At 68.3% G+C, this 24,663-nt stretch carries 26 protein-coding genes; 17 read left to right on the top strand and 9 right to left on the bottom strand.

The annotated features are described in order from the left end of the window. The first annotated feature begins 82 nt into the window (after positions 1-82). Positions 83-622: a flavin reductase family protein gene (locus tag ABI214_RS15715; protein WP_348603455.1), complete on the top strand. Its 540-nt coding sequence runs from the start codon at positions 83-85 to the stop codon at positions 620-622. Between the two features lie 27 nt (positions 623-649). Here ABI214_RS15715 and ABI214_RS15710 read toward each other — a convergent pair whose 3' ends face one another. Continuing rightward, on the bottom strand, positions 650-1,543 hold the full coding sequence (locus ABI214_RS15710; RefSeq protein ID WP_348603454.1) for an IclR family transcriptional regulator: 894 nt from the start codon (positions 1,541-1,543) through the stop codon (positions 650-652). Between the two features lie 285 nt (positions 1,544-1,828). Here ABI214_RS15710 and ABI214_RS15705 point away from each other — a divergent pair, with 285 nt between their 5' ends. Together ABI214_RS15705 and ABI214_RS15700 are read left to right on the top strand one after the other, a co-directional pair. Next, complete coding sequence (locus ABI214_RS15705; protein WP_348603453.1) at positions 1,829-2,710, top strand: TIGR03619 family F420-dependent LLM class oxidoreductase; 882 nt, start codon at positions 1,829-1,831, stop codon at positions 2,708-2,710. Between the two features lie 59 nt (positions 2,711-2,769). Beyond that, the gene (locus ABI214_RS15700) at positions 2,770-3,267 is read left to right on the top strand and encodes a nuclear transport factor 2 family protein (RefSeq protein ID WP_348603452.1); all 498 of its coding nucleotides are present in this window, start codon (positions 2,770-2,772) and stop codon (positions 3,265-3,267) included. A 66-nt stretch (positions 3,268-3,333) separates the two neighbouring features. On the opposite strand, the gene ABI214_RS15695 is transcribed toward ABI214_RS15700, so the two are convergent. Beyond that, positions 3,334-4,950: an acyl-CoA synthetase gene (locus ABI214_RS15695; protein WP_348603451.1), complete on the bottom strand. Its 1,617-nt coding sequence runs from the start codon at positions 4,948-4,950 to the stop codon at positions 3,334-3,336. A gap of 283 nt (positions 4,951-5,233) precedes the next feature. Between ABI214_RS15695 and ABI214_RS15690 the strand changes: the two genes are divergently transcribed. From ABI214_RS15690 to ABI214_RS15675, 4 genes are all read left to right on the top strand, one after another. Beyond that, complete coding sequence (locus ABI214_RS15690; protein ID WP_348603450.1) at positions 5,234-6,175, top strand: 3-oxoacyl-ACP reductase; 942 nt, start codon at positions 5,234-5,236, stop codon at positions 6,173-6,175. A gap of 19 nt (positions 6,176-6,194) precedes the next feature. Then, positions 6,195-6,947, top strand: coding sequence for an SDR family NAD(P)-dependent oxidoreductase (locus tag ABI214_RS15685; RefSeq protein ID WP_348603449.1), 753 nt, complete (start codon positions 6,195-6,197; stop codon positions 6,945-6,947). A gap of 119 nt (positions 6,948-7,066) precedes the next feature. After that, a complete protein-coding gene (locus ABI214_RS15680) occupies positions 7,067-8,722 on the top strand; it encodes a GMC oxidoreductase (RefSeq protein WP_348603448.1) in 1,656 nt (551 codons plus the stop codon). Positions 8,723-8,862: 140 nt separating this feature from the next. Further along, entirely contained in the window at positions 8,863-9,642 is a 780-nt protein-coding gene (locus ABI214_RS15675; RefSeq protein WP_348603447.1) for a VOC family protein, read from the top strand. Positions 9,643-9,648: 6 nt separating this feature from the next. On the opposite strand, the gene ABI214_RS15670 is transcribed toward ABI214_RS15675, so the two are convergent. After that, the gene (locus ABI214_RS15670; RefSeq protein WP_348611669.1) at positions 9,649-10,506 is read right to left on the bottom strand and encodes an amidohydrolase family protein; all 858 of its coding nucleotides are present in this window, start codon (positions 10,504-10,506) and stop codon (positions 9,649-9,651) included. A gap of 223 nt (positions 10,507-10,729) precedes the next feature. On the opposite strand from ABI214_RS15670, the gene ABI214_RS15665 reads away from it, so the two are divergent. After that, positions 10,730-11,869: an NADH:flavin oxidoreductase gene (locus ABI214_RS15665; RefSeq protein WP_348603446.1), complete on the top strand. Its 1,140-nt coding sequence runs from the start codon at positions 10,730-10,732 to the stop codon at positions 11,867-11,869. Positions 11,870-11,999: 130 nt separating this feature from the next. After that, a complete protein-coding gene (locus ABI214_RS15660) occupies positions 12,000-12,452 on the top strand; it encodes a hypothetical protein (protein ID WP_348603445.1) in 453 nt (150 codons plus the stop codon). 3 nt (positions 12,453-12,455) lie between these two features. Here ABI214_RS15660 and ABI214_RS15655 read toward each other — a convergent pair whose 3' ends face one another. Then, positions 12,456-12,998 carry a ribonuclease H family protein gene (locus tag ABI214_RS15655; RefSeq protein WP_348603444.1) on the bottom strand — a complete coding sequence of 181 codons (543 nt, stop codon included), beginning with the start codon at positions 12,996-12,998 and terminating at the stop codon, positions 12,456-12,458. Between the two features lie 73 nt (positions 12,999-13,071). Here ABI214_RS15655 and ABI214_RS15650 point away from each other — a divergent pair, with 73 nt between their 5' ends. Continuing rightward, positions 13,072-14,004, top strand: a complete 933-nt coding sequence (locus tag ABI214_RS15650) for a DNA-3-methyladenine glycosylase family protein (RefSeq protein ID WP_348603443.1) — start codon at positions 13,072-13,074, stop codon at positions 14,002-14,004. A gap of 78 nt (positions 14,005-14,082) precedes the next feature. Here the strand turns inward: ABI214_RS15650 and ABI214_RS15645 are convergent, their stop codons facing one another. From ABI214_RS15645 to ABI214_RS15635, 3 genes are read right to left on the bottom strand one after another with little or no spacing between them, the layout of a single operon-like run. Then, on the bottom strand, positions 14,083-14,880 hold the full coding sequence (locus ABI214_RS15645; RefSeq protein ID WP_348603442.1) for an SDR family NAD(P)-dependent oxidoreductase: 798 nt from the start codon (positions 14,878-14,880) through the stop codon (positions 14,083-14,085). Beyond that, positions 14,873-15,919 carry a 2,3-butanediol dehydrogenase gene (locus tag ABI214_RS15640; protein ID WP_348603441.1) on the bottom strand — a complete coding sequence of 349 codons (1,047 nt, stop codon included), beginning with the start codon at positions 15,917-15,919 and terminating at the stop codon, positions 14,873-14,875. Before ABI214_RS15640 ends, ABI214_RS15645 begins: the two co-directional genes overlap by 8 nt. Then, positions 15,916-17,082, bottom strand: a complete 1,167-nt coding sequence (locus tag ABI214_RS15635) for an LLM class flavin-dependent oxidoreductase (protein ID WP_348603440.1) — start codon at positions 17,080-17,082, stop codon at positions 15,916-15,918. Before ABI214_RS15635 ends, ABI214_RS15640 begins: the two co-directional genes overlap by 4 nt. Before the next feature lie 144 nt (positions 17,083-17,226). Between ABI214_RS15635 and ABI214_RS15630 the strand changes: the two genes are divergently transcribed. Continuing rightward, entirely contained in the window at positions 17,227-17,994 is a 768-nt protein-coding gene (locus ABI214_RS15630) for a helix-turn-helix transcriptional regulator (protein ID WP_348603439.1), read from the top strand. Here ABI214_RS15630 and fabG read toward each other — a convergent pair. Together fabG and ABI214_RS15620 are read right to left on the bottom strand one after the other, a co-directional pair. Further along, positions 17,967-18,728 carry a 3-oxoacyl-ACP reductase FabG gene (fabG, locus tag ABI214_RS15625; protein WP_348603438.1) on the bottom strand — a complete coding sequence of 254 codons (762 nt, stop codon included), beginning with the start codon at positions 18,726-18,728 and terminating at the stop codon, positions 17,967-17,969. The two genes, ABI214_RS15630 and fabG, sit on opposite strands and share 28 nt — an antisense overlap. A 56-nt stretch (positions 18,729-18,784) precedes the next feature. Next, entirely contained in the window at positions 18,785-19,234 is a 450-nt protein-coding gene (locus tag ABI214_RS15620) for a hypothetical protein (protein ID WP_348603437.1), read from the bottom strand. Positions 19,235-19,483: 249 nt separating this feature from the next. Here ABI214_RS15620 and ABI214_RS15615 point away from each other — a divergent pair, with 249 nt between their 5' ends. The 6 genes from ABI214_RS15615 to ABI214_RS15590 all read left to right on the top strand — a co-directional run bounded on the left by ABI214_RS15615 (position 19,484) and on the right by ABI214_RS15590 (position 24,613). Beyond that, on the top strand, positions 19,484-20,929 hold the full coding sequence (locus ABI214_RS15615) for a coniferyl aldehyde dehydrogenase (protein WP_348603436.1): 1,446 nt from the start codon (positions 19,484-19,486) through the stop codon (positions 20,927-20,929). 67 nt (positions 20,930-20,996) lie between these two features. After that, positions 20,997-21,449: a nuclear transport factor 2 family protein gene (locus ABI214_RS15610; protein ID WP_348603435.1), complete on the top strand. Its 453-nt coding sequence runs from the start codon at positions 20,997-20,999 to the stop codon at positions 21,447-21,449. Between the two features lie 121 nt (positions 21,450-21,570). Further along, positions 21,571-22,206 (top strand): TetR/AcrR family transcriptional regulator, encoded by a 636-nt coding sequence (locus ABI214_RS15605; protein WP_348603434.1) that lies wholly within the window; start codon positions 21,571-21,573, stop codon positions 22,204-22,206. Between the two features lie 149 nt (positions 22,207-22,355). Further along, entirely contained in the window at positions 22,356-22,871 is a 516-nt protein-coding gene (locus ABI214_RS15600) for a nuclear transport factor 2 family protein (protein ID WP_348603433.1), read from the top strand. Between the two features lie 72 nt (positions 22,872-22,943). Next, entirely contained in the window at positions 22,944-23,468 is a 525-nt protein-coding gene (locus tag ABI214_RS15595) for a nuclear transport factor 2 family protein (RefSeq protein WP_348603432.1), read from the top strand. Positions 23,469-23,485: 17 nt separating this feature from the next. After that, a complete protein-coding gene (locus ABI214_RS15590) occupies positions 23,486-24,613 on the top strand; it encodes a 12-oxophytodienoate reductase (RefSeq protein WP_348611666.1) in 1,128 nt (375 codons plus the stop codon). Positions 24,614-24,663: the final 50 nt, after the last annotated feature.

Here is a 24,663-nt window from a genome sequence, read left to right as displayed (position 1 = left end):
GCGAACACGCAGCCATACGCTCGCAAACATCAACTTCGGCGCACTCGGCGCCGATCGATCCCGTCGAATCGGAGGTGGCCCCATGCCCACAGAGCTGATTGCACACGAGAACTCGGCGGCAGCGCCGACCCCCGATGAGATGCGCCGCGTGATGAGCCAGTTCGCGACCGGTGTGACCGTGGTGACCGGCCTGGACGACGAGGGCCCGGTCGGGTTCGCGTGCCAATCGTTCGCGTCGGTGTCGCTCGAGCCGCCGCTGATCCTGATCTGCGCCGACCACCGCGGGCGCGCCTGGCCGCGGATCCGCGAGACCGGCCGCTTCTGCGTCAACGTCCTGCACGAGGAGCAGTCCGACCTGTGCTCGCGCTTCGGCTCCAGCAAGGGCCGCAAGTACGAGGATCTGGACTGGGAGCTGTCCCGCTGGAACACGCCGGCGCTGCCCGGGGTCCTGATGCGCGTGCACGCGGAGGTCCACGACGTCCACGTCGCCGGCGACCACGACGTCATCATCGGCCGGGTTCTCGAACTCGACGCCGTGTGCGAGGAGCGGCCGATGGTGTTCTTCCGCGGCAAGTTCGGCATCGAGACCCCGATTCCGGCCCCGGCGGGCGCCACCGCCTGATCCCCGTCGGGCGTCAGCCGATCCTGATCAGATCCACTGCCCGCTCTGAATGGAGAGCAGCCGGTCCATGGCGTCGGCGGACCAGGTGTCCACGGGGGTGACCGGTGCTCGTCGACCGCGACGGGGCGCGCCGAGTTCGGGGTAGAGGGTGCGCGACACCTCGCGGGCGGCATCGACGACGAGCGGTGCGACGCGCTCGAGCTGGGCGGTGCGGGCGTCGCCGCACAGCGAGATACCGGCGACCGGACCCTCGTGACCGCGAACCGCGACACCGACGCACGCGACACCGCGGACCGACTCGCCCCGCTCGAAGGCGAGGCCCCGCCGCTGCCGGATGCGGTTGAGTTCCTGGTGCAGCGTCGGGATGTCGGTGATCGTGCGATCGGTGCAGCGGCTCAGCCGCTGCTCGTAGAGACTGTCGACGCGCTCGGGATCCAGCCACGCGAGCATCGACTTGCCACCGGCCGTCGAGTACGCGGGGCCCCGACCGCCGACCCGCGACGGCAGCGTCGATGCGAAACGCCCACCCACCTTGTCGAGGTAGACGCTCTCGCTGCCGTCGAGGACCGCGAGGTGGACGACCATGCCGGTCTGCATGTGCAATTCGTGCAGCAACGGCGCTGCCGCAGCACGGATCTCGCTGTGGCCGCCGTCGCCGCCGCCGAGCCCGAGCGCACGACGACCGAGGCAGTAGCCGAACGACGCGTGCTCCACCCAGTTCAGGCGGACGAGCTGATCGAGGATTCGGTGCACCGTCGAGCGGGGCAGCTGGGTACGGCAGGCCACCTCTTCGAGGGTCAGCCGCGAAGCGCGGCCGTCGAAAGCGTCGAGAATCAGGGTCATCCGTTCGACCATGGACGGCGGCAGATCACGGCGCGGGGCCTGCGCAGCGGTCGCCTCACCGGAATCGACGACTGTCATAGACACCTCCAAGCAACATCCACGCCCCTGGTCAGAGGAGCGAAACGAAGCAAAACTGAAATCAATTCTGACAGGCTAGCAGGTGGGTCCCGCTGGACGGGAGAGATTCCCTGCCGAGTGTTTGCCCAAATCGGACATCGCCATCATGACGTGGCCGGAGTCGCTTCGCACACCCACGGGTGACAGGCCAGAGAAACTCCCGGTGACCGGAAACGCCGCAGCGGGTACTGCCTCGACGGGGTAGAACGAAGCGATACTGACCGATCCAGCAACGGAGCCGTAGGGATGCACATCGGAATCGTCTCCCCCGTGGTGGTGCTGCACCCCGAAGCCCACTCGGAGTGGGAGCGCGGCGCCGACATCTCCGACCTCGCCCAGGTTGCCGAAACAGCCGATCGGCTCGGGTTCCACCATCTGACCTGCAGCGAACACGTCGCCGTGCCGGTGGACGTGGCCCGCGCCCGGGGCGGCACCTACTGGGATCCGCTGGCGACGTTCGGCTACCTCGCCGCCCGCACCACCCGGATCCGCCTGGCCACCCAGGTCCTCGTCCTGGGCTACCACCACCCGCTCGAGATCGCGAAACGCTACGGCACCCTCGACGTCGTCAGCGGCGGACGACTCGTCCTCGGCCTCGGCGTCGGGACACTGCGGGAGGAGTTCGAACTCCTGGACGCACCGTTCGAGGACCGGGGCGCCCGCGCGGACGACGCCCTCGCGGCGCTCCGCGCCGCGCTGTCCCGGAGCCTGCCGGAGTACGACGGAACCTATTACGAATTCCACGACCTGCTCGTCGAGCCGCACGCCGTCCAGGACCGCGTCCCCCTGTGGGTCGGCGGCCGCACGATGCGCTCGCTGCGCCGCGCCGTCGAACACGGCGACGGGTGGGTGCCGTTCGGGCTGGGCGTCGACGAGCTCGCCACCATGCTGGGCAAGGTCGACGTCCCCGCGGGCTTCGAGATCGTGCTGAGCGCCGGCGCTCCCCTCGACCCGCTCGGGGACCGCGACCGCACCGTACGCGCCCTCGATCGCCGGCGCGCAGCCGGAGCCACCATCGCCAGCGCGGCGATCGCCGCGACGGGCGCGGCGCACTACTGCGATCAGCTCCAGGCCCTGCAGGCACTGGGCACCGAACTCGGTCTCGAGTTCGAGCCCGCACAGGACTGACTGCCCCACCCACACATGCACATGCACATCCACAGCGGGACAACACCGAAGGAGATCCGATGACCGATATCGCGACCGACACCGCCGCGCTCGTCCAGTCCCTCGTCGAGCGCGTTCAGCTGCTCGAGGACAAGCTCGCGATCCAGGAGCTCATCACCGCGTACGGCCCGGCCGTCGACGCCGGTGAGGCAGAGAAGGTCGGCGCGCTGTGGGCCGAGGACGCCGTGTACGACGTCGACATGCGCCTCATGGACGGTCGCGCCGAGATCATGGAGATGGTCCGCACCCGCCCGCACCAGGACTACATCAACGACGGCTGTGGCCACCTCCTCGACCCGGTCAACATCGTCGTCAAGGGCGACACGGCGATCGCGACGTGCCACTCTCAGCTGCTGCGCCGCAACGAGAACGAGGATTCGTTCCGGGTCTGGCGGGTGACCGCCAACCGCTTCGAGCTCGCGAAGATCGACGGCGAGTGGAAGATCCGGCGCCGTACCTCTCGGGTGCTCGACGGCCGCGCCGAGGCCCGCGATCTGCTGGCCCGCGCCGGCAGCTGATCGACCGGTGGAAACCACGAACGGCCTGCCCCTCGTCGAGGGGCAGGCCGTTCGGTTCCGATCGGATCAGCCGGCGGCTTCGAGGGTCGCCTTGGCCCACCGGTAGTCGGCCTTACCTGCGGGCGACCGGACGACCTCGGGGACCACGACGACGGTGCGCGGCACCTTGTAGCCGGCCACCTGGGTGCGGCAGTGCGCGATCACCTCGTCCTCGTCGAGGTCGTCGACGCCGGTGCGGGCCGAGATGACGGCCGACACCCGCTGGCCGTACGTGGGATCCGGGATACCGGCGACGAGCGCGTCGAGCACGTCGGGATGGCTCTTGAGCGCCTCCTCGACCTCCTCGGCGTACACCTTCTCGCCACCGGTGTTGATGCACGACGATCCGCGGCCGAGCACGACGATGGTTCCGTCCGCCTCGACGCGTGCGAGGTCGCCGAGCACGGACAGCCGCACGCCGTCGACGACCGGGAACGTCGCCGCCGTCTTCTCGGGGTCGCCGAAGTAGCCGAGCGGCACGTGCCCGGCGCGGGCGAGGTAGCCGACGGACTCCGAGCCCGGTTCGATCGTGGAGAAGTCGGTGTCGACCACGCGCGCCTTCGGCGACGGCGGCATCCGCAACAGGCCGTCCTCGTCCTTCTTGAGTTCGCCGTCGTTGCCGGACTCCGACGAACCGAACGCGTCCCGGAGGTAGACGTTCGGCAGCAGCTTGTTGAGCTTCTCGCGGACACTGGCGGACCACAGTGCGCCGCCGGAACCGATGATCCACAGCGTGCTGAGGTCGAACCGTTCGCCGTGCTCCTCGATCGCGTCGGCGAGCGGACGGGCGATCGCGTCGCCGACCACCATCACGGTGTTGATCTTGTGCTGGTCGACCAGCGCGAGCGCCTCGACCGGTTCGTACTTGGGCATGAGGACCTGCTTGGAACCCATGAACATGCAGGTGAACAGCGAGTACGACGCCGCGCCGTGCATCAGGGGTGCGGTGACCAGGTAGGTCATCGCGAACTGGTTCGCGGCCGCGGCGGCACCGAGTTCGGCGGGCGAGAGGATGGGATCGCCGCCCATGATGGCGCCGCCGGCGAGTGCGGCGTGGTAGAAGTCCTCGTGTCGCCACATCACGCCCTTGGGCATGCCGGTGGTGCCACCGGTGTAGATGACGTAGAGGTCGTCGGCGCTGCGCTCCGGGAAGTCCCGCTCGGACGACTGGGCGGCGGTGGCCTCGTCGTAGTCGACGAGCGAAACATTCGCGGCGGCAGCGGCTTCCGACAGGGCCGGACCGGCCGCATCGCCGATGAGCACGATGCGCCGGAGGTCGGGGCACTTGGGCAGTACCGCGGCGATGACGTCGCTGAACTCGCCGTCGGCGATCACGGTGGCCAGGCGGGCGTCGTTGTAGAGGTACGTGAGTTCGGCGTCGACGTAGCGGAAGTTGACGTTGACCGGAACGGCGCGAACCTTGAGGCAGCCCAGCAGCGATTCGACGAACTCGATGCTGTTGCGTGCGTGCAGACCGACGTGATCGCCCGGCTGCACCCCCTGCGCCGCGAGGTGATGGGCGATGCGGTTGGCGCCGGCGTCGAACTCGGCGAACGTGCGCGACTCCGATCCGCAGACGAGCGCAATCTTGTCCGGAACGGCATCGATCACGGCTTCGGTCAGATCGGCGAGATTCAGTGTCATGGCTGACCCTTCAGGTGAATCGCACACCGAGCAACAGTGCGTTCTACCACAAACCCGCCCCCCGTGTGCCTGAGATCACAACCAGGTGAGTAGAACATATTCCGATACCACGATCAATAGCCGACCGAACAGTTTTCAGGATTCCGGGCGCCAGAGGGGGTGCATCGCAGCCATCTGCGGGAGACCGCCGCGCCCAGTGGGACGGAAATGCCGAGGACTCTTGTGCCGAAACTAGAATGAATACTAGTTTGGAGCGCATCGCACTGAAGGTAAGGAGCCTGACATGGTGGAATCCCTGAGCTTGGCCGGTCGCACGGCCATCGTCACCGGCGCGGGAGCGGGACTCGGTCGCGCCGAGGCGCTCGCCCTCGCCGAGGCCGGGGCGGCGGTCGTCGTCAACGACATGGGTGCGGCCGCACACGACGTCGTCGACGAGATCAAGGCCGCCGGCGGCCAGGCGCTCGCGATCACGGGCGACGTCTCCGACTGGTCGCTCGGCGAGCGGATGATCCAGGAAGCGGTCTCGAACTTCGGATCGATGGACATCCTGGTCAACAACGCCGGCATCCTGCGGGACAAGATGATCTTCAACCTGTCGGAGTCCGACTGGGACGACGTCATCCGCGTCCACCTCAAGGGCCACGCCGCGACGTCGCACGCGGCGGCGGTGCACTGGCGCCAGGCGAGCAAGGACGCAGGTGGACCGATCTTCGGTCGCGTGATCAACACCTCCTCCGAGGCGTTCCTCTTCGGTTCCGCGGGACAGCCGAACTACTCGGCGGCGAAGGCCGGCATCACCGCGCTCACCCTGTCGACGGCGGCGGGACTGTCCCGCTACGGCGTGCGCGCCAACGCGATCTGCCCGCGCGCCCGGACAGCGATGACCGCCGAGGCGTTCGGCACCGAGAACAACACCGGCGCACAGGGCCTCGACCCGCTGGCGCCCGAGCGCGTCGCCACCCTGGTCAGCTACCTCGCCTCGCCCGCGTCGGACGAGATCAACGGCCAGGTGTTCGTCGTCTACGGCAAGATGGTCGCGCTGATGGCGGCGCCGCTGGTCGAGAACCGTTTCGATGCAGCGGGTTCCGAGTTCTCCCTCGAGGAGCTCGCCGGACAGCTCACGCCGTACTTCTCGGGTCGCGGCCCCTACGAGACCTACGCCGCGTACAGCGTCGCCGGTCTCGAGAAGATCGCGCTGGCCACTGACGCTCCCGCCGAAGTCTGAGCCGGAACCGGGGTTCGGCATGAGGCTGGCAGGAAAGGTCGCAATCGTCACCGGCGGTGCCGGCGGCATCGGCCGCGCGATCACCCGGGTGTTCTCCCGCGAGGGCGCGAAGGTGCTGTTCGTCGATATCGACGAAGGACAGGGTCGAGAACTCGAACGAGAGATCACGGACGCCGGTGGTGAGGCAAAGTTCCTCAACGTCGATATCTCGCAGAAGGATTCGGCAACGACGATCCGCGACACCGCCGTCGAGGCGTTCGGCCGGATCGACGTGCTGGTGAACAACGCGCACGCGTCGCGGCAGGCGCCGCTGCTCGAGCAGACCCAGGAGATGTTCGACATCTCGTTCAACACCGGGTTCTACCCGACGGTGCACCTCATGCAGGCGTGCTACCCGCAGTTGAAGGAGTCGCAGGGCTCGATCATCAACTTCGGTTCCAGCTCCGGACTCGAGGGCATGCCGACGCAGACGTCGTACGCGGCGGCCAAGGAGGCCATCCGCGGCGTGAGCCGGGTGGCCGCCAACGAGTGGGCCGCGGATCAGATCCGTGTGAACGTCCTGTGCCCGTTCGCGGCGACCGAGGGAGTCGTGGCGTGGCAGAAGGCGTTCCCCGAGCGCGCCGCCGCGTCGGTCGCCAAGGTGCCGCTGCAGCGGATCGGCGACCCCGAGACGGACATCGCCCCGATCGCGCTGTTCCTCGCGAGCGACGACTCGAAGTACATGACGGGCCAGACCCTCATGGCGGACGGCGGCAGCTTGAAGCTGCGCTGACCGGAACCGGAATGCACCAATTTTCCGGTACCGCCTCGTAACCTCCTCTGTCGGCGGTATAAACCCTGGCAGCTTGCTGCGATGCAGGCTGCCAACCAAACCGCCGACAGAGGAGTTCCATGACCGATAGCCGGGCGAACACACGAACTTCAACTCAGGGAATCGGGCAGGTCTCCCGCCGCAGATTCCTTGCGGGAACGGGACTTGCGGCCGGAGCGGTCATGCTCTCGTCGATGTCTACGTTTGCCTCCGCGGCCCCCCGCCGCGCGCTCGCGGACGGTGACCGCATTCCGGCTCTCGTGATCGGCAGCGGGTACGGCGGTGCCGTCGCCGCCCTCCGACTCACCCAGGCCGGGATCCCCACCCAGATCGTCGAGATGGGCCGCAGCTGGGACACCCCCGGCGCCGACGGCAAGATCTTCTGCGGGATGCTCAATCCCGACAAGCGCTCGACGTGGTTGTCCACCACGACCGATCAGCCCGTCAGCAACTTCATGGGCTTCGGCATCAACAAGTCCGTCGACCGGTACGTCGGTGTGCTCGACGCCGAGCGGTTCTCCGGCATCAAGGTCTACCAGGGTCGCGGCGTCGGCGGCGGCTCGCTCGTCAACGGCGGCATGGCGGTCACTCCGAAGCGCACCTGGTTCGAGGAGATCCTGCCGTCGGTCGACTCGAACGAGATGTACAACACGTACTTCCCCCGCGCGAACACCGGTCTGGGCGTCAACAACATCGACCAGGCCTGGTTCGAGTCGACGCCGTGGTACCAGTTCGCGCGCACGGGCCGCAAGACCGCTCAACGGTCCGGTTTCGCAACGACTTTCGTGCCGAACGTCTACGACTTCGACTACATGAAGAAGGAAGCCGCCGGACAGGTCACCAAGTCGGGCCTCGGCGGCGAGGTCATCTACGGCAACAACGCCGGCAAGAAGTCGCTCGACAAGACCTACCTCGCGCAGGCGGCCGCCACCGGCAAGCTCACGATCACCACCCTGCACCGCGTCACCAAGGTCGCCCCGGCGGCCGGCGCGGGTTACAGCGTGACGATGGAGCAGATCGACGAGCAGGGCAATGTCATCGCCACCAAGGTCGTCACCGCCGACCGGGTGTTCTTCGCCGCCGGCAGCATCGGCACCAGCAAACTGCTCGTGTCGATGAAGGCGCAGGGCTACCTGCCCAACCTGCCCGCGCAGGTCGGTGAGGGCTGGGGCAACAACGGCAACATCATGGTCGGGCGCGCGAACCACATGTGGGACGCCACCGGATCGCAGCAGGCCACGATCCCGACGATGGGCATCGACAACTGGGCGGACCCGACGGCGCCGATCTTCGCCGAGATCGCCCCGCTCCCGGCGGGCCTCGAGACCTACGTGAGCCTGTACCTCGCCATCACCAAGAATCCCGAACGTGCTCGCTTCCAGTTCAATTCGGGCACCGGCAAGGTCGATCTCTCCTGGACGGTGTCCCAGAACCAGACGGGCATCAACATGGCCAAGAAGGTCTTCGACAAGATCAACCAGAAGGAAGGCACGATCTACCGGACGGACCTGTTCGGCACGGTCAAGACCTGGGGCGACGAGTTCACGTACCACCCGCTGGGCGGCTGCGTGCTGAACAAGGCAACCGACAACTACGGCCGTCTGCCCGGGTACCCGGGCCTGTACGTCGTCGACGGCTCGCTGGTCCCGGGCAACACCGGCGTCAACCCGTTCGTCACCATCACGGCGCTGGCCGAACGGACGATGGAGAAGGTCATCGCCGCCGACATCGTGTGACGGTCGCACCCGTGTTCCCGTCGCTGTGAGCCGGGAACACGGGTGGTGCGGGCTTTCCCGTTCTGCGTTTTCCCGTTCTGCACCCCTGCGTTCTGCGATAGCCTGGCCACGTGCTCGACGGTGCATGAGAGGACATCGCGATGTCTCGACACTCGAGTTATACGGAAGGCACGCCCAACTGGGTGGATCTGCAAACCCCGAACCAAGCCGCGGCCAAGGCTTTCTACACAACACTTTTCGGCTGGTCGTACGACGAACAGCCGATGATGGAGGACGAGGTCTATTCGGTCGCGACCCTGCGGGGCGAACGGGTCGCGGGCATCGCCCCGATGCCGCACGGTTCGCCCGCCGACGCGACCGCCAGGTGGAACACCTTTCTCGCCGTGGACGACGTCGACGCGGCGGCGGCCAAGGTGGAACCGGCCGGCGGACACCTGGTCCTCCCACCGTTCGACGTCGTCGAGGCCGGGAGGATGGCACTGGTCGCCGACCCCACGGGCGCCGAGGTGGCCCTGTGGCAGGCCCGAATCCACATCGGCGCGACGCTGGTCAACGAGACCGGGACCCTGATCTGGAACGAACTGGTGACCGATCGCCCGGACAGCGCGCTGGCGTTCTATCAGGCGGTCGTCGGACTGGGGTCGGCTGCGATGCCGATCCCCGGATCGGGTGACTACACCGTGCTTCAGGTCGGTGGCGACGGGGTGGGCGGCTGCATTCCGCCGCCCCGGCCCGACGTCCCCAACCACTGGCAGGCGTACTTCTGCGTCGAGAACACCGACGCCACCGTCGCGCAGGCCGTCGAGGCGGGCGGGACGGTGGTTGCCGCCCCGTTCGACATGACCTCCGTAGGGCGCATGGCGGTGCTGTCCGATCCGCAAGGCGCGGTGTTCAGCGTGATGCAGCCGGAATCGGCCTGACCGCGCTCAGTCGATTCCGAACAGGCGCACGGCGTTGTCGTGCACCACGGCGCGCACCCAGTCGTCGCCCAGGTCGAAACGGGTGACGGCCTCGAGCGCGTCCAGGTAGGTATACGGGATGTTGGGGAAGTCGCTGCCGAAGAGGATGCGGTCCCCCAGATCCCGCAGGCGCGGGACCTCCTGCCTGGGGAACGGGACCTGCGATTCGGTGAAGTCGGTGAACGCCATCGTCGTGTCCAGCTGCACCAGCGGGTAGCGGTCGGCGAGATCGAGGAACTCGATGTATTCGGGCATCCCCATGTGCGCGACGATCAGCGCCAGGCGCGGGTACCGCGCGAGCAGGGCCTCGATGCGGTCCGGTCCGGTGAACCGGCCGGGCGCGGGGCCGGAGCCGCAGTGGATGACGATCGGCGTTCCGCTGTCCTCGAGCAGTCCCCACACCGGATCGAGCAGCGGATCGTTCGGGTCGTAGTCCCCGACCTGGATGTGGGACTTGAAGACTCGGACACCCGCCTCGAGGGCCGCGGCCACGTAGCCTGGCGCCGACTCCTCCGGATAGAACGTCGCGGTGTGCAGGCAGTCGGGGGTACGGGCGGCGAAGTCCGCGGCCCACTGGTTGAGCCACGCGCCCATGTCCGGCTTGTGCGGGTACAGCATGGACGTGAAGCGGCTGACGCCGAACGCACGCAACTGCTCGACCCGCGACTGCTCCTCGGTCTTGTAGCGGATGGGCCATTCCCGGCCGACGAGCGGGCCCGCGGAGTCGAAGTACGCCCACACCTTGTCCATCACGTTCTGCGGCATGAAGTGGGTGTGCACGTCGATCAGCGCGGGGAGCCCCAGCCGGTCCCGGAACGCGACCACACCGGCGACCTCCGACTCCCAGTCCTGTTCAACCTGTCCAGCCGATTCGCACACCGATCGCTCCTCTCGTCACGCGACGGTCCGGTTTCCCGGACACCTCCACAGACCCTAGTCGCGAACCGTTTGCGCTCAGTGAGACCTCGGTTTGACTGGCCGAGAAAGCCCCTGGAACGCTACCTAGCAATTGCTTGGTTGACGACGACCCCGAGAAGGCACTGACGACATGACCTCTTCATCTCCCCTGTTCCAGCCGCTGAAGGTGCGCTCGCTCGAACTCGCGAACCGCATCGTCATGTCGCCGATGACGCGGTCCCACTCGATCGACGGCATCCCGGGTGACGACGTCGCCGGCTACTACCGCCGCCGCGCCGAGGGCGGCACGGGCCTGATCGTGACCGAGGGCGTCGCGATCGACCATCCGACGGCGGTCGACAACTCACGCGTGCCGCGCCTGTTCGGCGAGGAGGCCCTGGCGGGCTGGCGCAAGGTCGTCGACGGCGTCCACGAGGCCGGGGGCAGGATCATCCCGCAGCTGTGGCACGTGGGTCCGCTGTGGGGCGCGATGAGCAAGGTCGACCCGGCACTCAAGCCGATGCGTCCGTCCGGCGAATGGGGACCGCTCGGCACCACGTCGTACCCGGACTCGTACGTCGAGTGGGCGCAGCAGGCCACCGAGGCGATGACCGAGCAGGACATCCAGGACGTCATCTCCGCCTTCGCCCGCGCGGCCCGCAACGCGATCGACGTCGGGTTCGACGGGATCGCGCTGCACGGCGGCCACGGCTACCTGCTCGACTCGTTCCTGTGGGCGGGCACCAACAAGCGTGACGACGAGTGGGGCGGCGACCTCGAGCGCCGCACCCGCTTCCCCGTCGCGGTGGTGAAGGCGATCCGCACCGAGATCGGCGAGGACTACCCGATCTTCTTCCGCTTCTCGCAGCACAAGCAGCAGAACTACACCGCGCAGATCGCCGAGACCCCCGCGGAACTGAAGACGATCCTGGGCGCCCTCGTCGACGCCGGTGTCGACGTCCTCGACGCCAGCATCCGGCGCTTCGACATCCCGGCGTTCGAGGGCAGCGAGCTGTCGCTGGCCGGCTGGGCCAAGGAGGTCACGGGCGCGTTCACGATGGCTGTGGGCAGCGTCGGCATCGGAAAGTCCCTGCGCGACAGCCGGATCGACGGTTCGGCACCGGTCGTCGACAACATCCCCGAGCTCGAGAAGCGCATCGGTGGCGGCGAGTTCGACCTCATCGCGATCGGCCGCCTGCACCTGGCCGACCCGGCACTGGCGTCGACGCTGCGCGCCGGCGCCCCGCTGCCCGCCTTCGTCCGCGACGTCCACGAGGGCTCGCTGACGTAGACGACGCACGCGAGGAGCCGTCCACGAGCTCGGCATGATCAGATGGTCGCCGCAGCACTTCCAGCGAGGAGTTGCGGCGACCATCTCGTTTGTCGGACGGCAACGCGGACCGACTCGAAGAAAGCGACTCATGACCGACTCCATGACGAAGTACGACGACGCCGACTGGCACTACGGCGGCACGTTTCCCGAGGACCTGCCGAATGCGGCCGGTGGCACCCACATCGGCATGTTCGTGGCGTGGTGCCTGCTGAGCGGCTTCGCAGGTGCGGACGTGGAGGACGAACTCGAGCCGCTCGAGTCGCAGGAGACGACGCCCGGCGCCTTTCTGATGGACGTGCTCGACGAGAAGTTCGTCAGCGACGACCTCACCGCCGACGGCAACGCCTTCGCCGTCGCGTACTACGCCGGCGAGAACGACGACTCCCGGTACATCGACGACTACCTGGACGCGTTCGACACGACCGCGGCGGAGATCTACCGGGTCGAGGACAGCTGGGAGACGTACGACGTGATCGCCGAGCGGATCGACGCCCGTTTCCGCGCCTGGGTGGACGCCGGGCGGCCGCGATTCCTGGCCTGACGGTCAGAACAGCGTGAGCAGTGGCTCCGGCTCGGGCTCCGGCTCGGCCACGGTCACCGGGGCGGTCGTGGCGTCCGGCCGCCCGAGTCCGCGCCACGGGCGGGCCTTGTCCGGCGTGTCGGCGACGGCGCGCGCGGCCTCACCGGCCAGCTTGTCCGCCATCTCGTTGAAGTGATTGCCCACGTGCCCGCGGACCCATTTGAAGCGCACCGGCCCGGTCCGTTCGGTGATCGCCCGGTCGATGTCCTGCACCAGTTCGAGGTTCTTCACCGGACCACCCGACGCGGTCTTCCAGCCCTTCCGCTTCCAGCCGGGCAGCCACTCGGAGGCGCACTTGATGGCGTACTGGGAGTCGGACTCGATGAGCAGCGGCTCCGGTCCGGGATGCGCCACGATCGCCTCGACCAGCGCCCACAGCTCGGCGATCTGGTTGGTGCCGGAGACGTCACCGCCCGACCGGCTGGGACCCTCGTGATCGACCCAGGCCCAGCCGATGGCGCCACCGGGGTTCTTCAGGCACGAACCGTCGGTACTCACGATGATCATGGCTTCGGACAATACGTGCCGCCCCGGGCACGCGCCGGTCGGGTCCCGGGCCGGTGGCGATAGGCTGCCCGGGATGACCGGTACGGCGCCGATGGTGCAGCTCGAGGTGGTCACGAAGCGTCCGGTGGACCTCTCGTCGACCCTGTCTCCGCTGCGCCACGGACGCTTCGATCCGTGTCACCGCACCGAGCCCGACGGCACCGTGTGGCGCACGTCGCTGCTGCCGTCCGGGGCGGTGACGTACCGCCTGCGTCAGCTCGGCCCGTCCACCGTCGACGCCCGGGCGTGGGGTCCGGGCGCGGAGGAACTCGAGATGTACGTGCCCGGTCTCGTCGGCGAGCACGACGCCGAGCGGGCCGCCGACTTCGCGCCCACCCATCCCAAGCTGGTCGACGCGCACCGCCGGTTCCCGAACCTGCGGATCGTGCGCACCGCGCGGGTGCTCGAGTCGCTCGTGCCGGCGATCCTCGAACAGCGCGTGCACGGTGTGGCCGCGCAAGCATCGTGGCGTCGGCTCGTGACGAAGTTCGGTGCGCCGGCGCCGGGGCCGGCCCCCGACGGCATGCGGGTCCCGCCGAGCGCCGAGGCGTGGCGGCGGATCCCGTCGTGGGAGTTCCACCGCGCGAATGTCGACCCGCAGCGCGCGAAAACGATCGTCGCCTGCGCCCGCGTCGCGGATCGGCTCGAGGAGACCGTCGACCTGGACCGCGCCGCGGCGCACCGCCGGTTGCGGGCGGTCCCGGGGATCGGGGCGTGGACGGCGGCGGAGGTCGCCCAGCGCGCGCTCGGCGACGCCGACGCCCTGTCGGTCGGCGACTTCCACCTCGCGTCGATCGTCGGGTGGAGCCTCCTCGGACGGCCCCTCGACGACGACGGGATGGTGGAGTACCTCGACGACCTGCGGCCGCACCGCTACCGCGCGATCCGGCTGCTCGAGGTCAGCGGCCAGGCCCGCAAGCCCAAGTTCGGGCCGCGGACGCCGATCGTCGACCACACGTGGCACTGAGCCTGAGCGCCCATTCCCTGATCCGATCCGCGGGAACCTACGTGGGACCGGAAGGAATGGGCGCTCAGGCCGACAGCCCTAGCCGCCGAGCTTGGTGAAGTCCGGGTAGTTGGAGATCTCCCAGCCGCCGTCGACCATGAGGCTGGTCCCGGTGATGTAGCTGGCGTCGTCGCTGGCCAGGTACAGGCACGGCGCCGCGATCTCGTCCGGGGTCGCGGGACGACCCATCGGGATGCGTTCGACGAACATGTCCAGCAGCGGCTCGTAGCCCATCACCGCGGCCACCAGCGGGGTGTCGACGAGGCCCGGCAGCACCGTGTTGACCCGGATCCCGTGCCGGGCGAGCTCGACGGCCGCGTTCTTGCCGAACATCTCGACGCCGGCCTTGCCGGTCGCGTAGGGGCTGCCACCGATGACCGGCACGCGCCCGTTGAGCGACGCGACGTTGACGATGGCGCCGCCCCGCCCGCTGGCCACCATGTGTCGGGCCTCGTGCTTGGTGCAGAGGAACACGCCCTTCTGCACCAGATCGACGGTGAAGTCCCAGTCGGCTTCCTCGAGGTCGAGGATCTGGCCGCCCTTCTGCGAACCGGCGACATTGAAGGCCATGTCGAGCCCCCCGAAGCGCTCGACCGCCACGGCGACGGCCGCGGCGACCGCGTCCTCGCTCGTGACGTCGGCGACCGCCCCGACGAACTTCTCGCCGAGTTCCTTCTCCATCACCTCGAGCGCGTCGGCGGAGATGTCGATACCGACGACGGACGCGCCCTCCCCGACCAGTCGCGTCGCGACGGCCGCACCGATCCCGGACGCCGCGCCGGTCACGACCGCGGCCTTGCCGTCGAACCTCGTACCCATCACTTCCCTCTCAGCCATGTCCCACCTCGACGAGCACCTTCATCTTGTGGCCGGCGGATGCCGCCTGCACACCCTCGACCACCACGTCCGCGAGCGGGACGCATTCCACCCACCCGTCGAGCGGGTACGCTCCGTCCGCCATCCGGTCGATGACGGTACGAAACTCCTTGCGCGAGTATGCCAGCGATGCCATCAGCCGCGCCTCGGTGAACATCAGCATGTACGTCGCGAGCGGCACCTCTTCCTTGTAGGTGGCGAGCAGGACCACCGCCCCGCGGGCCCGCACCGCTCCGATCGCGGTCTGCACCGCCACGGCCACCCCGGCACATTCGAACACCGCGTCCGCACCGGCGCCGCCGGTTCGCTCGGCAACAGCCGCCACGGGATCCTGCGTGGCGGGATCGATCACGTCGAATCCCATTCCCGCGGCCACCGCCCGGCGCGCTGGGGACGGCTCGCTGAGCAGGATCCGGTCGACACCCCCGGCCCGCAGATTGAGGGCCGTCGCGATGCCGATCGGGCCCGCCCCGAGTACCAGCGCGAACTGTCCCGGCTGCAGACCGGCCAGCTCGACGGCGTGCAGCGTCACGGCGAGCGGCTCGACCACCGCGGCCTGCATGAGGCTCACGCCGTCCGGGATCTTGTGCACGTTGCCGGCGGGGACCACCGTGCGCTCCGACAGTCCGCCGCCGTCCGCGTTGAGTCCGTGGAAGGCGATGACCTGGCACAGGTGCTCGAGGCCCGCGGCGCACCGCACGCACGTGCCGCAGCTGTAGTTCGGCTGCACCACGACGCGGTCGCCGACGGACAGATCGTCGACGCCGGCACCGACCTCGCGTACCACTCCGGCGAACTCGTGACCGAGGATCTGCGGTCCGCAGGCACCCGTGAGCGGATGCGGATACTCGGAGACGCCGAACGTGTGGATCATCCCGAGGTCCGAACCACAGATTCCGTTGTACGCCACGTCGATCAGGACGTGGCCGTCGCGCAGTGCGGGCTCCGGGACGTCCTCCACCCGGAGGTCCTCGACGCCGTGCAGGACCGCGGCCCTCATGCCTTGGCCGCCAGTTCGTTCTCGTACTTCTTCGTCATGTGCGCAATCGCCGCGTGCTGCGCCTGGTTGTGGCCCTCGCGGACCTTCCCGGCGCGGGTCGCCGCATCGAACAGCGGCTGTGACTGCCCCTGGAAGTGGGGCGCCACCTGCTGCGCGATCAACTCGAACGAGCGTCGGGTCGCGGCCGGGTTGGCCCAGTCGGTGCCCATGATCAGCATCGAGCCGAAGCCGCCGGACTGGTCGATGAGCTTCTGGATCAGTTCGCGCGCCTGCGCGGGAGTTCCGATGATGCCCATGCCCGAATGGTTCATGTACTGGATCATCTGCTCCATGGATGCTCCACCGGAGCCGAAGTGCGGGAAGGCCGCGACCTTGCCGAAGTAGTCGATCCACTCCCCGAGGCCGAACCGCACGTCCTGCTGGGCCTGCTCCTCGGTCTCGGCAATGTGCATGGGGCACACGAGCCGCCACTGGTTGCGGTCCACGGTGGTCCCGAACTCGGCGGCCCGCTCCTCCATGATTCCGAAGTGGTGGCCGAGGGCGTCGAAGCCTTCGGGGGTGAGGGTCGCGCCGATCGACAGCAGTCCCAGTCCGTGCTTGCCGGCCAACCGCGGTCCGGTGGGCGAGGCCACGCCGGCGACGACGATGTCGAACATCGGATGCGAGTAGGGCCGCATCTGCAGCTGGGCGTCGACGAGGTTGTGGGTCTTGGTCTTCGCCGTGACCCGCTCACCGTTCAGCAGTCGCATCACGATGTCGAGGTTGTCGTCGAGCAGTTCGCGACACTCGGTGGGGTCGAGCCCGATCATCGACGAGTCGGTGGGCAGCGAGCCCGGGCCGACGCCGAGCATGACGCGGCCACGGGTGAGGTGGTCGAGCAGCACCATGCGATCCGCGGCCCACAACGGGTTGTGATAGCTCAGGGAGGTCACGCCCGTGCCGAGCTTGATGCGCTTGGTTCGTTCGGCGGCCGCGGCGATGAAGATCTCGGGGCTGCCGATGATCTCGCTGCCCGCCGAGTGGTGTTCACCGATCCACACCTCGTCGAAGTCGAGGCGGTCGAGATGCTCCACCAATTCGAGGTCGCGTTGCAACGCGACGGTGGGATTCTGTCCTGCCGCATGATGGGGTGCGATGAAGGCACCGAAACGTAGCCTGCCCATGCGTGTACTCCTCGGGAAATCGCTGAAACGCAGTCGACCCCGACGCTAGAATTCCTTCCGGCCGGGCGACAGTGCACTTTGGTGGACAGTTCCCGTGAACCGGTACGAGACATGCCGTTTCGACAGGATGGGTGGTGAACCGAATTGACCGACGTCGCGTTGCGAACCACCGACTACGAGCGCGTGTTCGAGGTGCTCGACCGGTGCTCGGACGTGCGGACGGTCCCGGAGTTCCGGACTCGGATCGTCACCGCCATGACCGAGATCTTTCCCGTGCGGGTCGCGACGTGTTTCGTCGGCAGTGACTACGACAGTCAGTTCGCTGATCCCGACGCGACGCTCGCTGGAGCCGGATCATGGGAAAGCAACCGGTCCGTCTACCAGAAGGACTGGGCCAGGTTCGACGTCTTCGGCACACCGGAGGCGCGACGGCGGTTGGAGACGCGACGGGTCGCGTCACTCGGCGACCTGCGTGATCTGCCGGAGGAGTCGGCGGTGTACGTCCGCGACTACCTGGACATGTGGAGCTTGCACTCCGTCAACGCCATGTGCCTCGACCTTCCCGGCAAGGCGCGGGCCCTGGTGGGCCTGTTCGACAACGACGAGAATGCGCTCGGCCCGCGGGATCTGACGGCACTGCAACTATTGGCGCGTCAGCTGTCGGTGCTCACCCGCAGCCTCGACGCGGCGCCGCGGCGCGATTTGCTCGCGCCTCTCACCGACCGGCAGCGAGACGTGGCGCGGCTGGTTGCCGACGGGCTCAGCAACGCCGCCATCGCCCGTCGGCTCACCCTCACCGAGGACACCGTCAAGAAGTACGTCAGCCGCATCCTCGCGGCCACCGGGTGCGCGTCCCGCACCCGGCTCGCCGTCGACCTGCAGCGTCAGTCCTTCGGTCCGCCCGCCACGTAGATCACCTGTCCCGAGACGAATCCCGCGCCCTCACTGATCAGGAACGACGCGGTGTGCGCGATGTCGGCGGGCAGGCCGACGCGACGCACGGGCGTCTCCGCGGCGGCCGCCTCCATGAAGTCCTCGAACGAGACGCCGAGTCGTTCCGCCGTCGCCGCCGTCATCTCGGTCGCGATGAAGCCCGGCGCGATCGCGTTCGCGGTGACCCCGAACGGGCCCAGCTCGAGCGCCAGGGTCTTCGTCAGCCCCTGCATGCCGGCCTTGGCGGCCGAGTAGTTCACCTGCCCGCGGTTGCCGAGCGCGGAGATGCTGGACAGATTGACGATCCGCCCCCACTTCTGCTCCACCATGTACTTCTGCACCGCCCGCGTGAGCAGGAAGGCGCCACGCAGGTGCACGTTCATCACCGCGTCCCAGTCGTCGACGCTCATCTTGAACAGCAGGTTGTCCCGGGTGATCCCCGCGTTGTTCACGACCACGGTGGGGGCGCCGAGTTCGTCGGCGATCCGGGCGACGGCGGCCTCGACACCGGCCTCGTCGGACACGTCGGCGCCGATCGCGAGCGCGCGCCCGCCGGCGTCGCGGACCGCGGCGACGGTGTCACCGCACGCCGACTCGTCGAGGTCGAGGACCGCGACGGCGAGACCGTCCGACGCGAGCCGCTTCGCGATCGCGGCACCGATACCGCGTGCCGCGCCCGAGACCACCGCCACACGCTGATTGCCGTCCGTCATCGTCGTACCCTCCGCTCTCCGGTGCAGTCCGCCCGAAGGCTACGCGGAGATCGCCGTCAGGACAGCGAGACCGGCGTGATGGTCGCGACGATCCGGTCGATCGCGCCGTCCTGGAAGTCGAACGTCTCGACGATCTCGACGGTCATCAACCGCTGCCCCGCGATGCCCGCGTCCAGGAGGTAGCGGGTGCGCACCGTGTCGCCGCTCTCGGTCATCGTCAGGTCCCGCACCCCCTCGATGACGCGGTACTGGATTCCGTGGTTCAGGTCGTTCGTCAACTGCGGACCGTTGAATCCGGTCTGGAGGCCGGCCTCGACGCGGGTCGCGACCGGCGTGAACAGGACGGCGCTCGCGTCGTGGTCGACGAGTGCGTCGATGTAGGCGCGGGCCATCGCCTGGTTCGGCGTGTCGGCGGGATTCGGTGCGGCGAACGCGACGGCGGGCGCGGCGACGGCGACCGCGGTAGCGGCGAGCAGGGACAGCGTCGAGGTCTTGGCGATTCGCATGCCGCATCGTAGCTAGAACGTGTTCCACTCACCGGAAGAATCGTCGACGAGGACGAACGTCCCGGCGGGCGGGAGCCCCGCGACCTCCCGATTCCGGTACCTCCTACCGGGATCCTCGCCGCTCACCGGGGCCGATCGACCCTTTCCGGGGCCGCCGCCGAAGAGCACTCCCGATCAACGAGACGTCGCACTGTTACCGCCGACACAGCTCGCCTAGCGTCGTGACATCGGCAACGACAGGAGTTACCCATGAGCGAGAACGTCACCGCCACCACCCCGATCGCGCAACTGCCCTCGATCCTCGAGGCCCAGAAGCGCGCGGCAGCAGAACAGGGCACCGCTTCGGCGGAGATTCGCCGTGAACGCCTGCAGCGGATGATCGATCTCCTCGTGCGTCACCACAAGCCGCTCACCGAGGCCATCGACGGCGATTTCGGTGGACGCCTCGTCGCGTACTCGATCATGAACGACATCCTCGGGTCGCTCACGTCGCTCAAGCACGCCCGCGACTCGTTCGAGTCGTGGATGGGCAACGAGGAGCGGCCACCGTACCCGCCCTACGATCAGCTGGGCGCGCGGGCGTACATCCAGTACCAGCCCAAGGGATCGGTCGGGATCATCGGCACGTGGAACGCCCCGCTGTTCACGCTGCTGAGCCCCCTGGCGTGCGCACTCGGCGCCGGCAACCGCGCGATCCTCAAGCCGTCCGAGATCGTCCCCCGCACCGCCCAGGTCCTCGCCGACGCCGTCGCCGAGGTCTTCGACCCGTCCGAGATCGCGGTCGTGACGGGCGGCCCCGACCTGGCAGACGCGTTCACCTCGCTGCCGTTCGACCACCTCGTCTTCACCGGTAGCACCGAGGTCGGCAAGCTGGTCATGGCGAACGCGGCGAAGAACCTGGTTCCGGTCACGCTCGAACTGGGTGGCAAGTCTCCCACGATCGTGGGTCGCAGCGCCGACCTCGAGACCGCCGCGAACAAGATCGCGATCGCGAAGGCCACGAACTCGGGGCAGATCTGCGTGTCGCCCGACGTCGTCTACGTCCCGCGCGAGCAGCTCGACAGCTTCGTCGGCGCACTGGAGAAGTCGTACGCGGCCCTGCTGCCGACGGTCACCGACAACCCGGATGTGGTTGCGATCGTGAGTGATCGACACCTCGCCCGTGTCGAGTCGCTCGTTGCAGACGCCCGCGATCGCGGCGCCCTCATCGTCGCGACCCCGGTCGACGAGACCGCTCAGCTCGACGGCGACCGCAAGCGCCCGCTGCGACTGGTGGTCTCGCCGCCGGCCGACTCGAAGATCATGCAGGAGGAGATTTTCGGACCGGCGATCATCCTGCTCCCGTACGACCAGACCGATGAGGTCATCGCGGACATCAACAGTCGGCCGAAGCCGTTGGCGCTCTACTACTTCGGAACCGACGCGGCGGAGCAGGAGGCTGTGCTCACCCGCACCTGGTCGGGCGGCGTGACCGTCAACGACATCATGATGCACCCGGGTATGAACGACGCTCCGTTCGGCGGCGTCGGCGCGTCCGGCATGGGGCACTATCACGGCCGGGAGGGATTCCTCGAATTCAGCCACGCTCGTACGGTTTTCGAGGCTCCCGAGCACGACCCCCGCGCCGAGTGGGGAACCCTGCCGCCGTACGGCGACGGCTTCCTCGCGGCCATGGAGGCTCAGGTCGTTCCGTAGCCACGGTTCTGCCGATCAGTGAGAAGTCTTCCCACCGATGCCCGCATCGGCGGGAAGAATGCTCGTCATGACCCGTGAACTGGCAGACCGCCTCGCCCTCTCGGACCTCGTCGCGCAGTATGCGATCGCCGTGGATCGCCGGGACGAGCTCGCCCTCTCCGCCCTCTTCACCGACGATGCCCGGCTGGTGCAGCCGGCGGGGTTGGTCCGCCGCGGCAAGGACCCCGTCCTGAACGGCGCCGAGGCGATCGCCGCGGGCGTGCTGGGCGCCGTCGCGCATCTGCACTCGACGCGGCACGTGGTGAGCCAGCAGATCGTCGACGCGACGGGCGACACCGCACGCGGCGAGGTCTACTGCGAGGCGCACCACGTGTATGCCGTCGAGGACGGACATCGCGACTACGTCGTGGCGATCCGGTACGAGGACGAGTACCGCCGCGAGGCGGGTACGTGGCGCATCGCCCGGCGTGAACTGTTCGTCGACTTCACCCACGACCGCCCCGTCGACCTCCTCAGGTGAGGCCGACCCGTCCGCGCAGCTCAAAGCGGTTTTGCTGAGCGGAACAGGCCTTCACCAATCCCCCACCCGCGCCCTATAGTCCGACCGAGCACGTGTTCGGCATCGGCAGGGAGGGCCAGGAGTGACGGAGTCGACGACGCGGCGGCGGGAGATCCTCGACGCTGCCGCCGAACTGTTCGCCGGCAAGGGTGTGGGCGCCACGCCGATCCGGGAGATCGCCGATCGGGTCGGCGTCGTGCCCGGTGCGCTCTACCACCATTTCCCGTCGAAGCAGGCGATGGCCGACGAACTGGCCGCCGAGTACCTCGACAACCTGCGCACCCGCTACCGGTCGATCGACGCCCGGAACCTCGACCCCCGGTCCCGGCTGCGCGCAATCGTGAACGCGTCCCTGGCTGCGGCGCAGGAGAACCCGCACGCGACGGCGGTGTACCAGGACGAGCTGTCGCGGCTCCGTGACGCGTCGCCTCACGCCCGGGCCGGTGACCTCGCCGACGAGATCAAGCAGACGTGGCTCGAGACGATCGAGGACGGCAAGCGCCAGGGCACGTTCCGCAGCGATCTGCCGGCGGACGTGTTCCGCCGACTCATCCGCGACAGCATGTGGCTGTCGATCAAGTGGCACGAGGCGGACGACGCGTATCCGACCGCGCGCCTGGCCGAGGACTACGTATCGATCTTCCTGGACGGCTTCGCGGTCGATGGGTCGGGCGCTCACCGTGCCGACGGACGCGGTCCGGCGCGCGCGGCAGCCTGACCGGACGTCCGGCGGGCCTGCATGGTGACCGGCAATTCGGGAAGGCTTCCGCTGGGCGGGATTTGCCGGAAATGTGGCACCGATATGGATATGCTCGGCGCGCCTATCAACTGCTTGTTTGACCATGTAATCGACCGGAGGTTGAACCGATGAGCGGTGCCGTCGAATCCCCGCAAACCGAGTCCGTGACCCTCTCCCCCGAGGAGCAGTTGCTCGCGATCGAGGAGATCAAGCGCCTCTTCGCGGCACGCCTGCGCGTCATGGACACCAAGCAGTGGGACGGCTACGGGCCCCTGCACACCGACGACGTCGTCAGCGAGTCGTGGGGTGCGGGCAGTCGCGTCGTCGGCCCGGAGGCCCTCACCGCGGCGATTCGGAACACCCTGGACGGCAACGTCTCTGTCACCACCGCGCACCACGGCCACACCCCGGAGATCACCCTCACCTCCGACACCACGGCCACCGGCATCTGGGCCATGGAGGACGAACTGTGGTGGACCAACGGCGACACCGAGGAACACCTCCACGGCTACGGCCACTACCGCGAGGAATACCGCAGGGTCGACGGCAAGTGGCTCATCAGCTACCGCACGCTCACCCGACTCCGCGAGACGTCCACCCCGAATTTCTACGACTACCGCCAAACCTCCCGGCCGTCGCGCTAGCTACGCTGCGCCGTACCACCAAATCAATCGATTGATTGATTGTTCGAATCGAATCCACAGAGAGGTCCAGCCATGGGTGAGCCCACCGGCGCATTGACTCTGACCGCGGCCGAGCAGTTGCTCGCGATCGAGGAGATCAAGAAAGTGTTCTCGGCGCGCCTGCGCGTCATGGACACCAAGCAGTGGGATCTGTACGGGCCCCTGCACACCGAGGACGTCGTCACCGAGACGTGGGGTGGGCTGCCCGACGACAAGCAGCCGACGGCGGGCGGCCAGTCCAACCGCGCCTCCGGACGCGAGCATCTCACCGACTCGATCCGCGGCATGCTCGGATCGTCGACGCACGTGACCACGGCGCATCACGCGCACACCCCGGAGATCACCCTCACCTCCGACACCACGGCCACCGGCATCTGGGCCATGGAGGACGAACTGTGGTGGACCAACGGCGACACCGAGGAACACCTCCACGGCTACGGCCACTACCACGAGGAGTACCGCAACGTCGACGGCAAGTGGCTCATCAGCTACCGCAAGCTCACCCGACTGCGCGAAACCCACACTCCCAACTTCTTCGACTACATGGGAGCTCTGTGACCGCCGCCGCCACGGATATGTCCGCCCTCTTCGCGCCGCTCACGGTCCGCTCCCTCGAGCTGAAGAACCGAATCGCGATGTCGCCCATGACGCGTCACGGCTCGCCCGGCGGCGTTCCCACCGACGACGTCGTCGCCTACTACCGGCGTCGCGCCGAGGGCGGAACCGCGCTGATCGTCACCGAGGGCACCGCGATCGAGCACCCGTCGGCGGTCGATGCCGACACCGTCCCGGTGATGTACGGCGAAGCGGCCCTGGCGGGTTGGCGCAAGGTCGTCGACGCGGTGCACGCCGCGGGCGGCAAGATCGTCCCGCAGTTGTGGCATGTCGGACCGCTCTTCGGCGCGATGGGACCGGTCGGTGACGTCACGCCCATGCGTCCGTCCGGACACTGGGGCAGCGTCGGCAACACGATGTACTCCGACGAGTACGTCGAGCAGATGCGTCCGGTGACGGCGGCGATGACCGAGCAGGACATCGCGGACGTCATCGCGGCCTACGCGGCCGCCGCGCGCAACGCGATCGACGTCGGATTCGACGGCATCGCGCTGCACGGTGGGCACGGCTACCTCCTCGACGCGTTCCTGTGGGAGCCGAGCAACCAGCGCGACGGCGAGTGGGGCGGAGACCTGCAGCGCCGCACGCGATTCCCCGCCGAGGTCGTCAAGGCGATCCGCCGGGAGATCGGCGACGACTACCCGATCATCTTCCGGTTCTCGCAGCACAAGCAGCAGGATTTCGCGTCGAAGATCGCGCAGACACCCGAGGAGCTCGGCGTGATCCTGAACGCCCTGGTGGACGCCGGCGTCGACATCCTCGACGCGAGCATCCGCCGCTTCTACGCACCCGCGTTCGAGGGCAGCGATCTCTCCCTGGCCGGCTGGGCGAAGAAGGTCACCGGCGCCACCGTCATGGCCGTCGGCAGCGTCGGACTCGACAGCGCGCTCAACGAGCAGGTCATCGTGGGGCTGCCGCAAATGTCGGACAACATCCCGGACCTGATGCGCCGCATGGACGAGGGCGAGTTCGACCTCGTCGCGATCGGACGGCTCCACATGGCCGATCCGGCCATCTCGCAGCGACTGCGCGACGGCGATCCGATGCCCGAGTTCGACCGCAAGGTCCACGAGGGTCGTCTCTACTGACCAATACCCTGTAAACCCCGAACGGGAGTTCACTGCACACCTTTCCGGCG

It is taken from the genome of Prescottella soli (genome assembly GCF_040024445.1).
Taxonomy (GTDB): Bacteria; Actinomycetota; Actinomycetes; order Mycobacteriales; family Mycobacteriaceae; genus Prescottella; species Prescottella soli.
This window is presented reverse-complemented; position numbering and strand designations above follow the sequence as displayed.

Coding starts and splice junctions, on each gene's coding strand:
- ABI214_RS15615 (WP_348603436.1), top strand. CDS start 19,484: ATGAGCGAGAACGTCACCGCCACCACCCCGATCGCGCAACTGCCCTCG.
- ABI214_RS15705 (WP_348603453.1), top strand. CDS start 1,829: ATGCACATCGGAATCGTCTCCCCCGTGGTGGTGCTGCACCCCGAAGCC.
- ABI214_RS15695 (WP_348603451.1), bottom strand. CDS start 4,950: ATGACACTGAATCTCGCCGATCTGACCGAAGCCGTGATCGATGCCGTT.
- ABI214_RS15680 (WP_348603448.1), top strand. CDS start 7,067: ATGACCGATAGCCGGGCGAACACACGAACTTCAACTCAGGGAATCGGG.
- ABI214_RS15700 (WP_348603452.1), top strand. CDS start 2,770: ATGACCGATATCGCGACCGACACCGCCGCGCTCGTCCAGTCCCTCGTC.
- ABI214_RS15685 (WP_348603449.1), top strand. CDS start 6,195: ATGAGGCTGGCAGGAAAGGTCGCAATCGTCACCGGCGGTGCCGGCGGC.
- ABI214_RS15690 (WP_348603450.1), top strand. CDS start 5,234: ATGGTGGAATCCCTGAGCTTGGCCGGTCGCACGGCCATCGTCACCGGC.
- fabG (WP_348603438.1), bottom strand. CDS start 18,728: ATGACGGACGGCAATCAGCGTGTGGCGGTGGTCTCGGGCGCGGCACGC.
- ABI214_RS15645 (WP_348603442.1), bottom strand. CDS start 14,880: ATGGCTGAGAGGGAAGTGATGGGTACGAGGTTCGACGGCAAGGCCGCG.
- ABI214_RS15650 (WP_348603443.1), top strand. CDS start 13,072: ATGACCGGTACGGCGCCGATGGTGCAGCTCGAGGTGGTCACGAAGCGT.
- ABI214_RS15620 (WP_348603437.1), bottom strand. CDS start 19,234: ATGCGAATCGCCAAGACCTCGACGCTGTCCCTGCTCGCCGCTACCGCG.
- ABI214_RS15595 (WP_348603432.1), top strand. CDS start 22,944: ATGGGTGAGCCCACCGGCGCATTGACTCTGACCGCGGCCGAGCAGTTG.
- ABI214_RS15635 (WP_348603440.1), bottom strand. CDS start 17,082: ATGGGCAGGCTACGTTTCGGTGCCTTCATCGCACCCCATCATGCGGCA.
- ABI214_RS15665 (WP_348603446.1), top strand. CDS start 10,730: ATGACCTCTTCATCTCCCCTGTTCCAGCCGCTGAAGGTGCGCTCGCTC.
- ABI214_RS15675 (WP_348603447.1), top strand. CDS start 8,863: ATGTCTCGACACTCGAGTTATACGGAAGGCACGCCCAACTGGGTGGAT.
- ABI214_RS15600 (WP_348603433.1), top strand. CDS start 22,356: ATGAGCGGTGCCGTCGAATCCCCGCAAACCGAGTCCGTGACCCTCTCC.
- ABI214_RS15655 (WP_348603444.1), bottom strand. CDS start 12,998: ATGATCATCGTGAGTACCGACGGTTCGTGCCTGAAGAACCCCGGTGGC.
- ABI214_RS15610 (WP_348603435.1), top strand. CDS start 20,997: ATGACCCGTGAACTGGCAGACCGCCTCGCCCTCTCGGACCTCGTCGCG.
- ABI214_RS15715 (WP_348603455.1), top strand. CDS start 83: ATGCCCACAGAGCTGATTGCACACGAGAACTCGGCGGCAGCGCCGACC.
- ABI214_RS15640 (WP_348603441.1), bottom strand. CDS start 15,919: ATGAGGGCCGCGGTCCTGCACGGCGTCGAGGACCTCCGGGTGGAGGAC.
- ABI214_RS15710 (WP_348603454.1), bottom strand. CDS start 1,543: ATGACAGTCGTCGATTCCGGTGAGGCGACCGCTGCGCAGGCCCCGCGC.
- ABI214_RS15660 (WP_348603445.1), top strand. CDS start 12,000: ATGACCGACTCCATGACGAAGTACGACGACGCCGACTGGCACTACGGC.
- ABI214_RS15590 (WP_348611666.1), top strand. CDS start 23,486: ATGTCCGCCCTCTTCGCGCCGCTCACGGTCCGCTCCCTCGAGCTGAAG.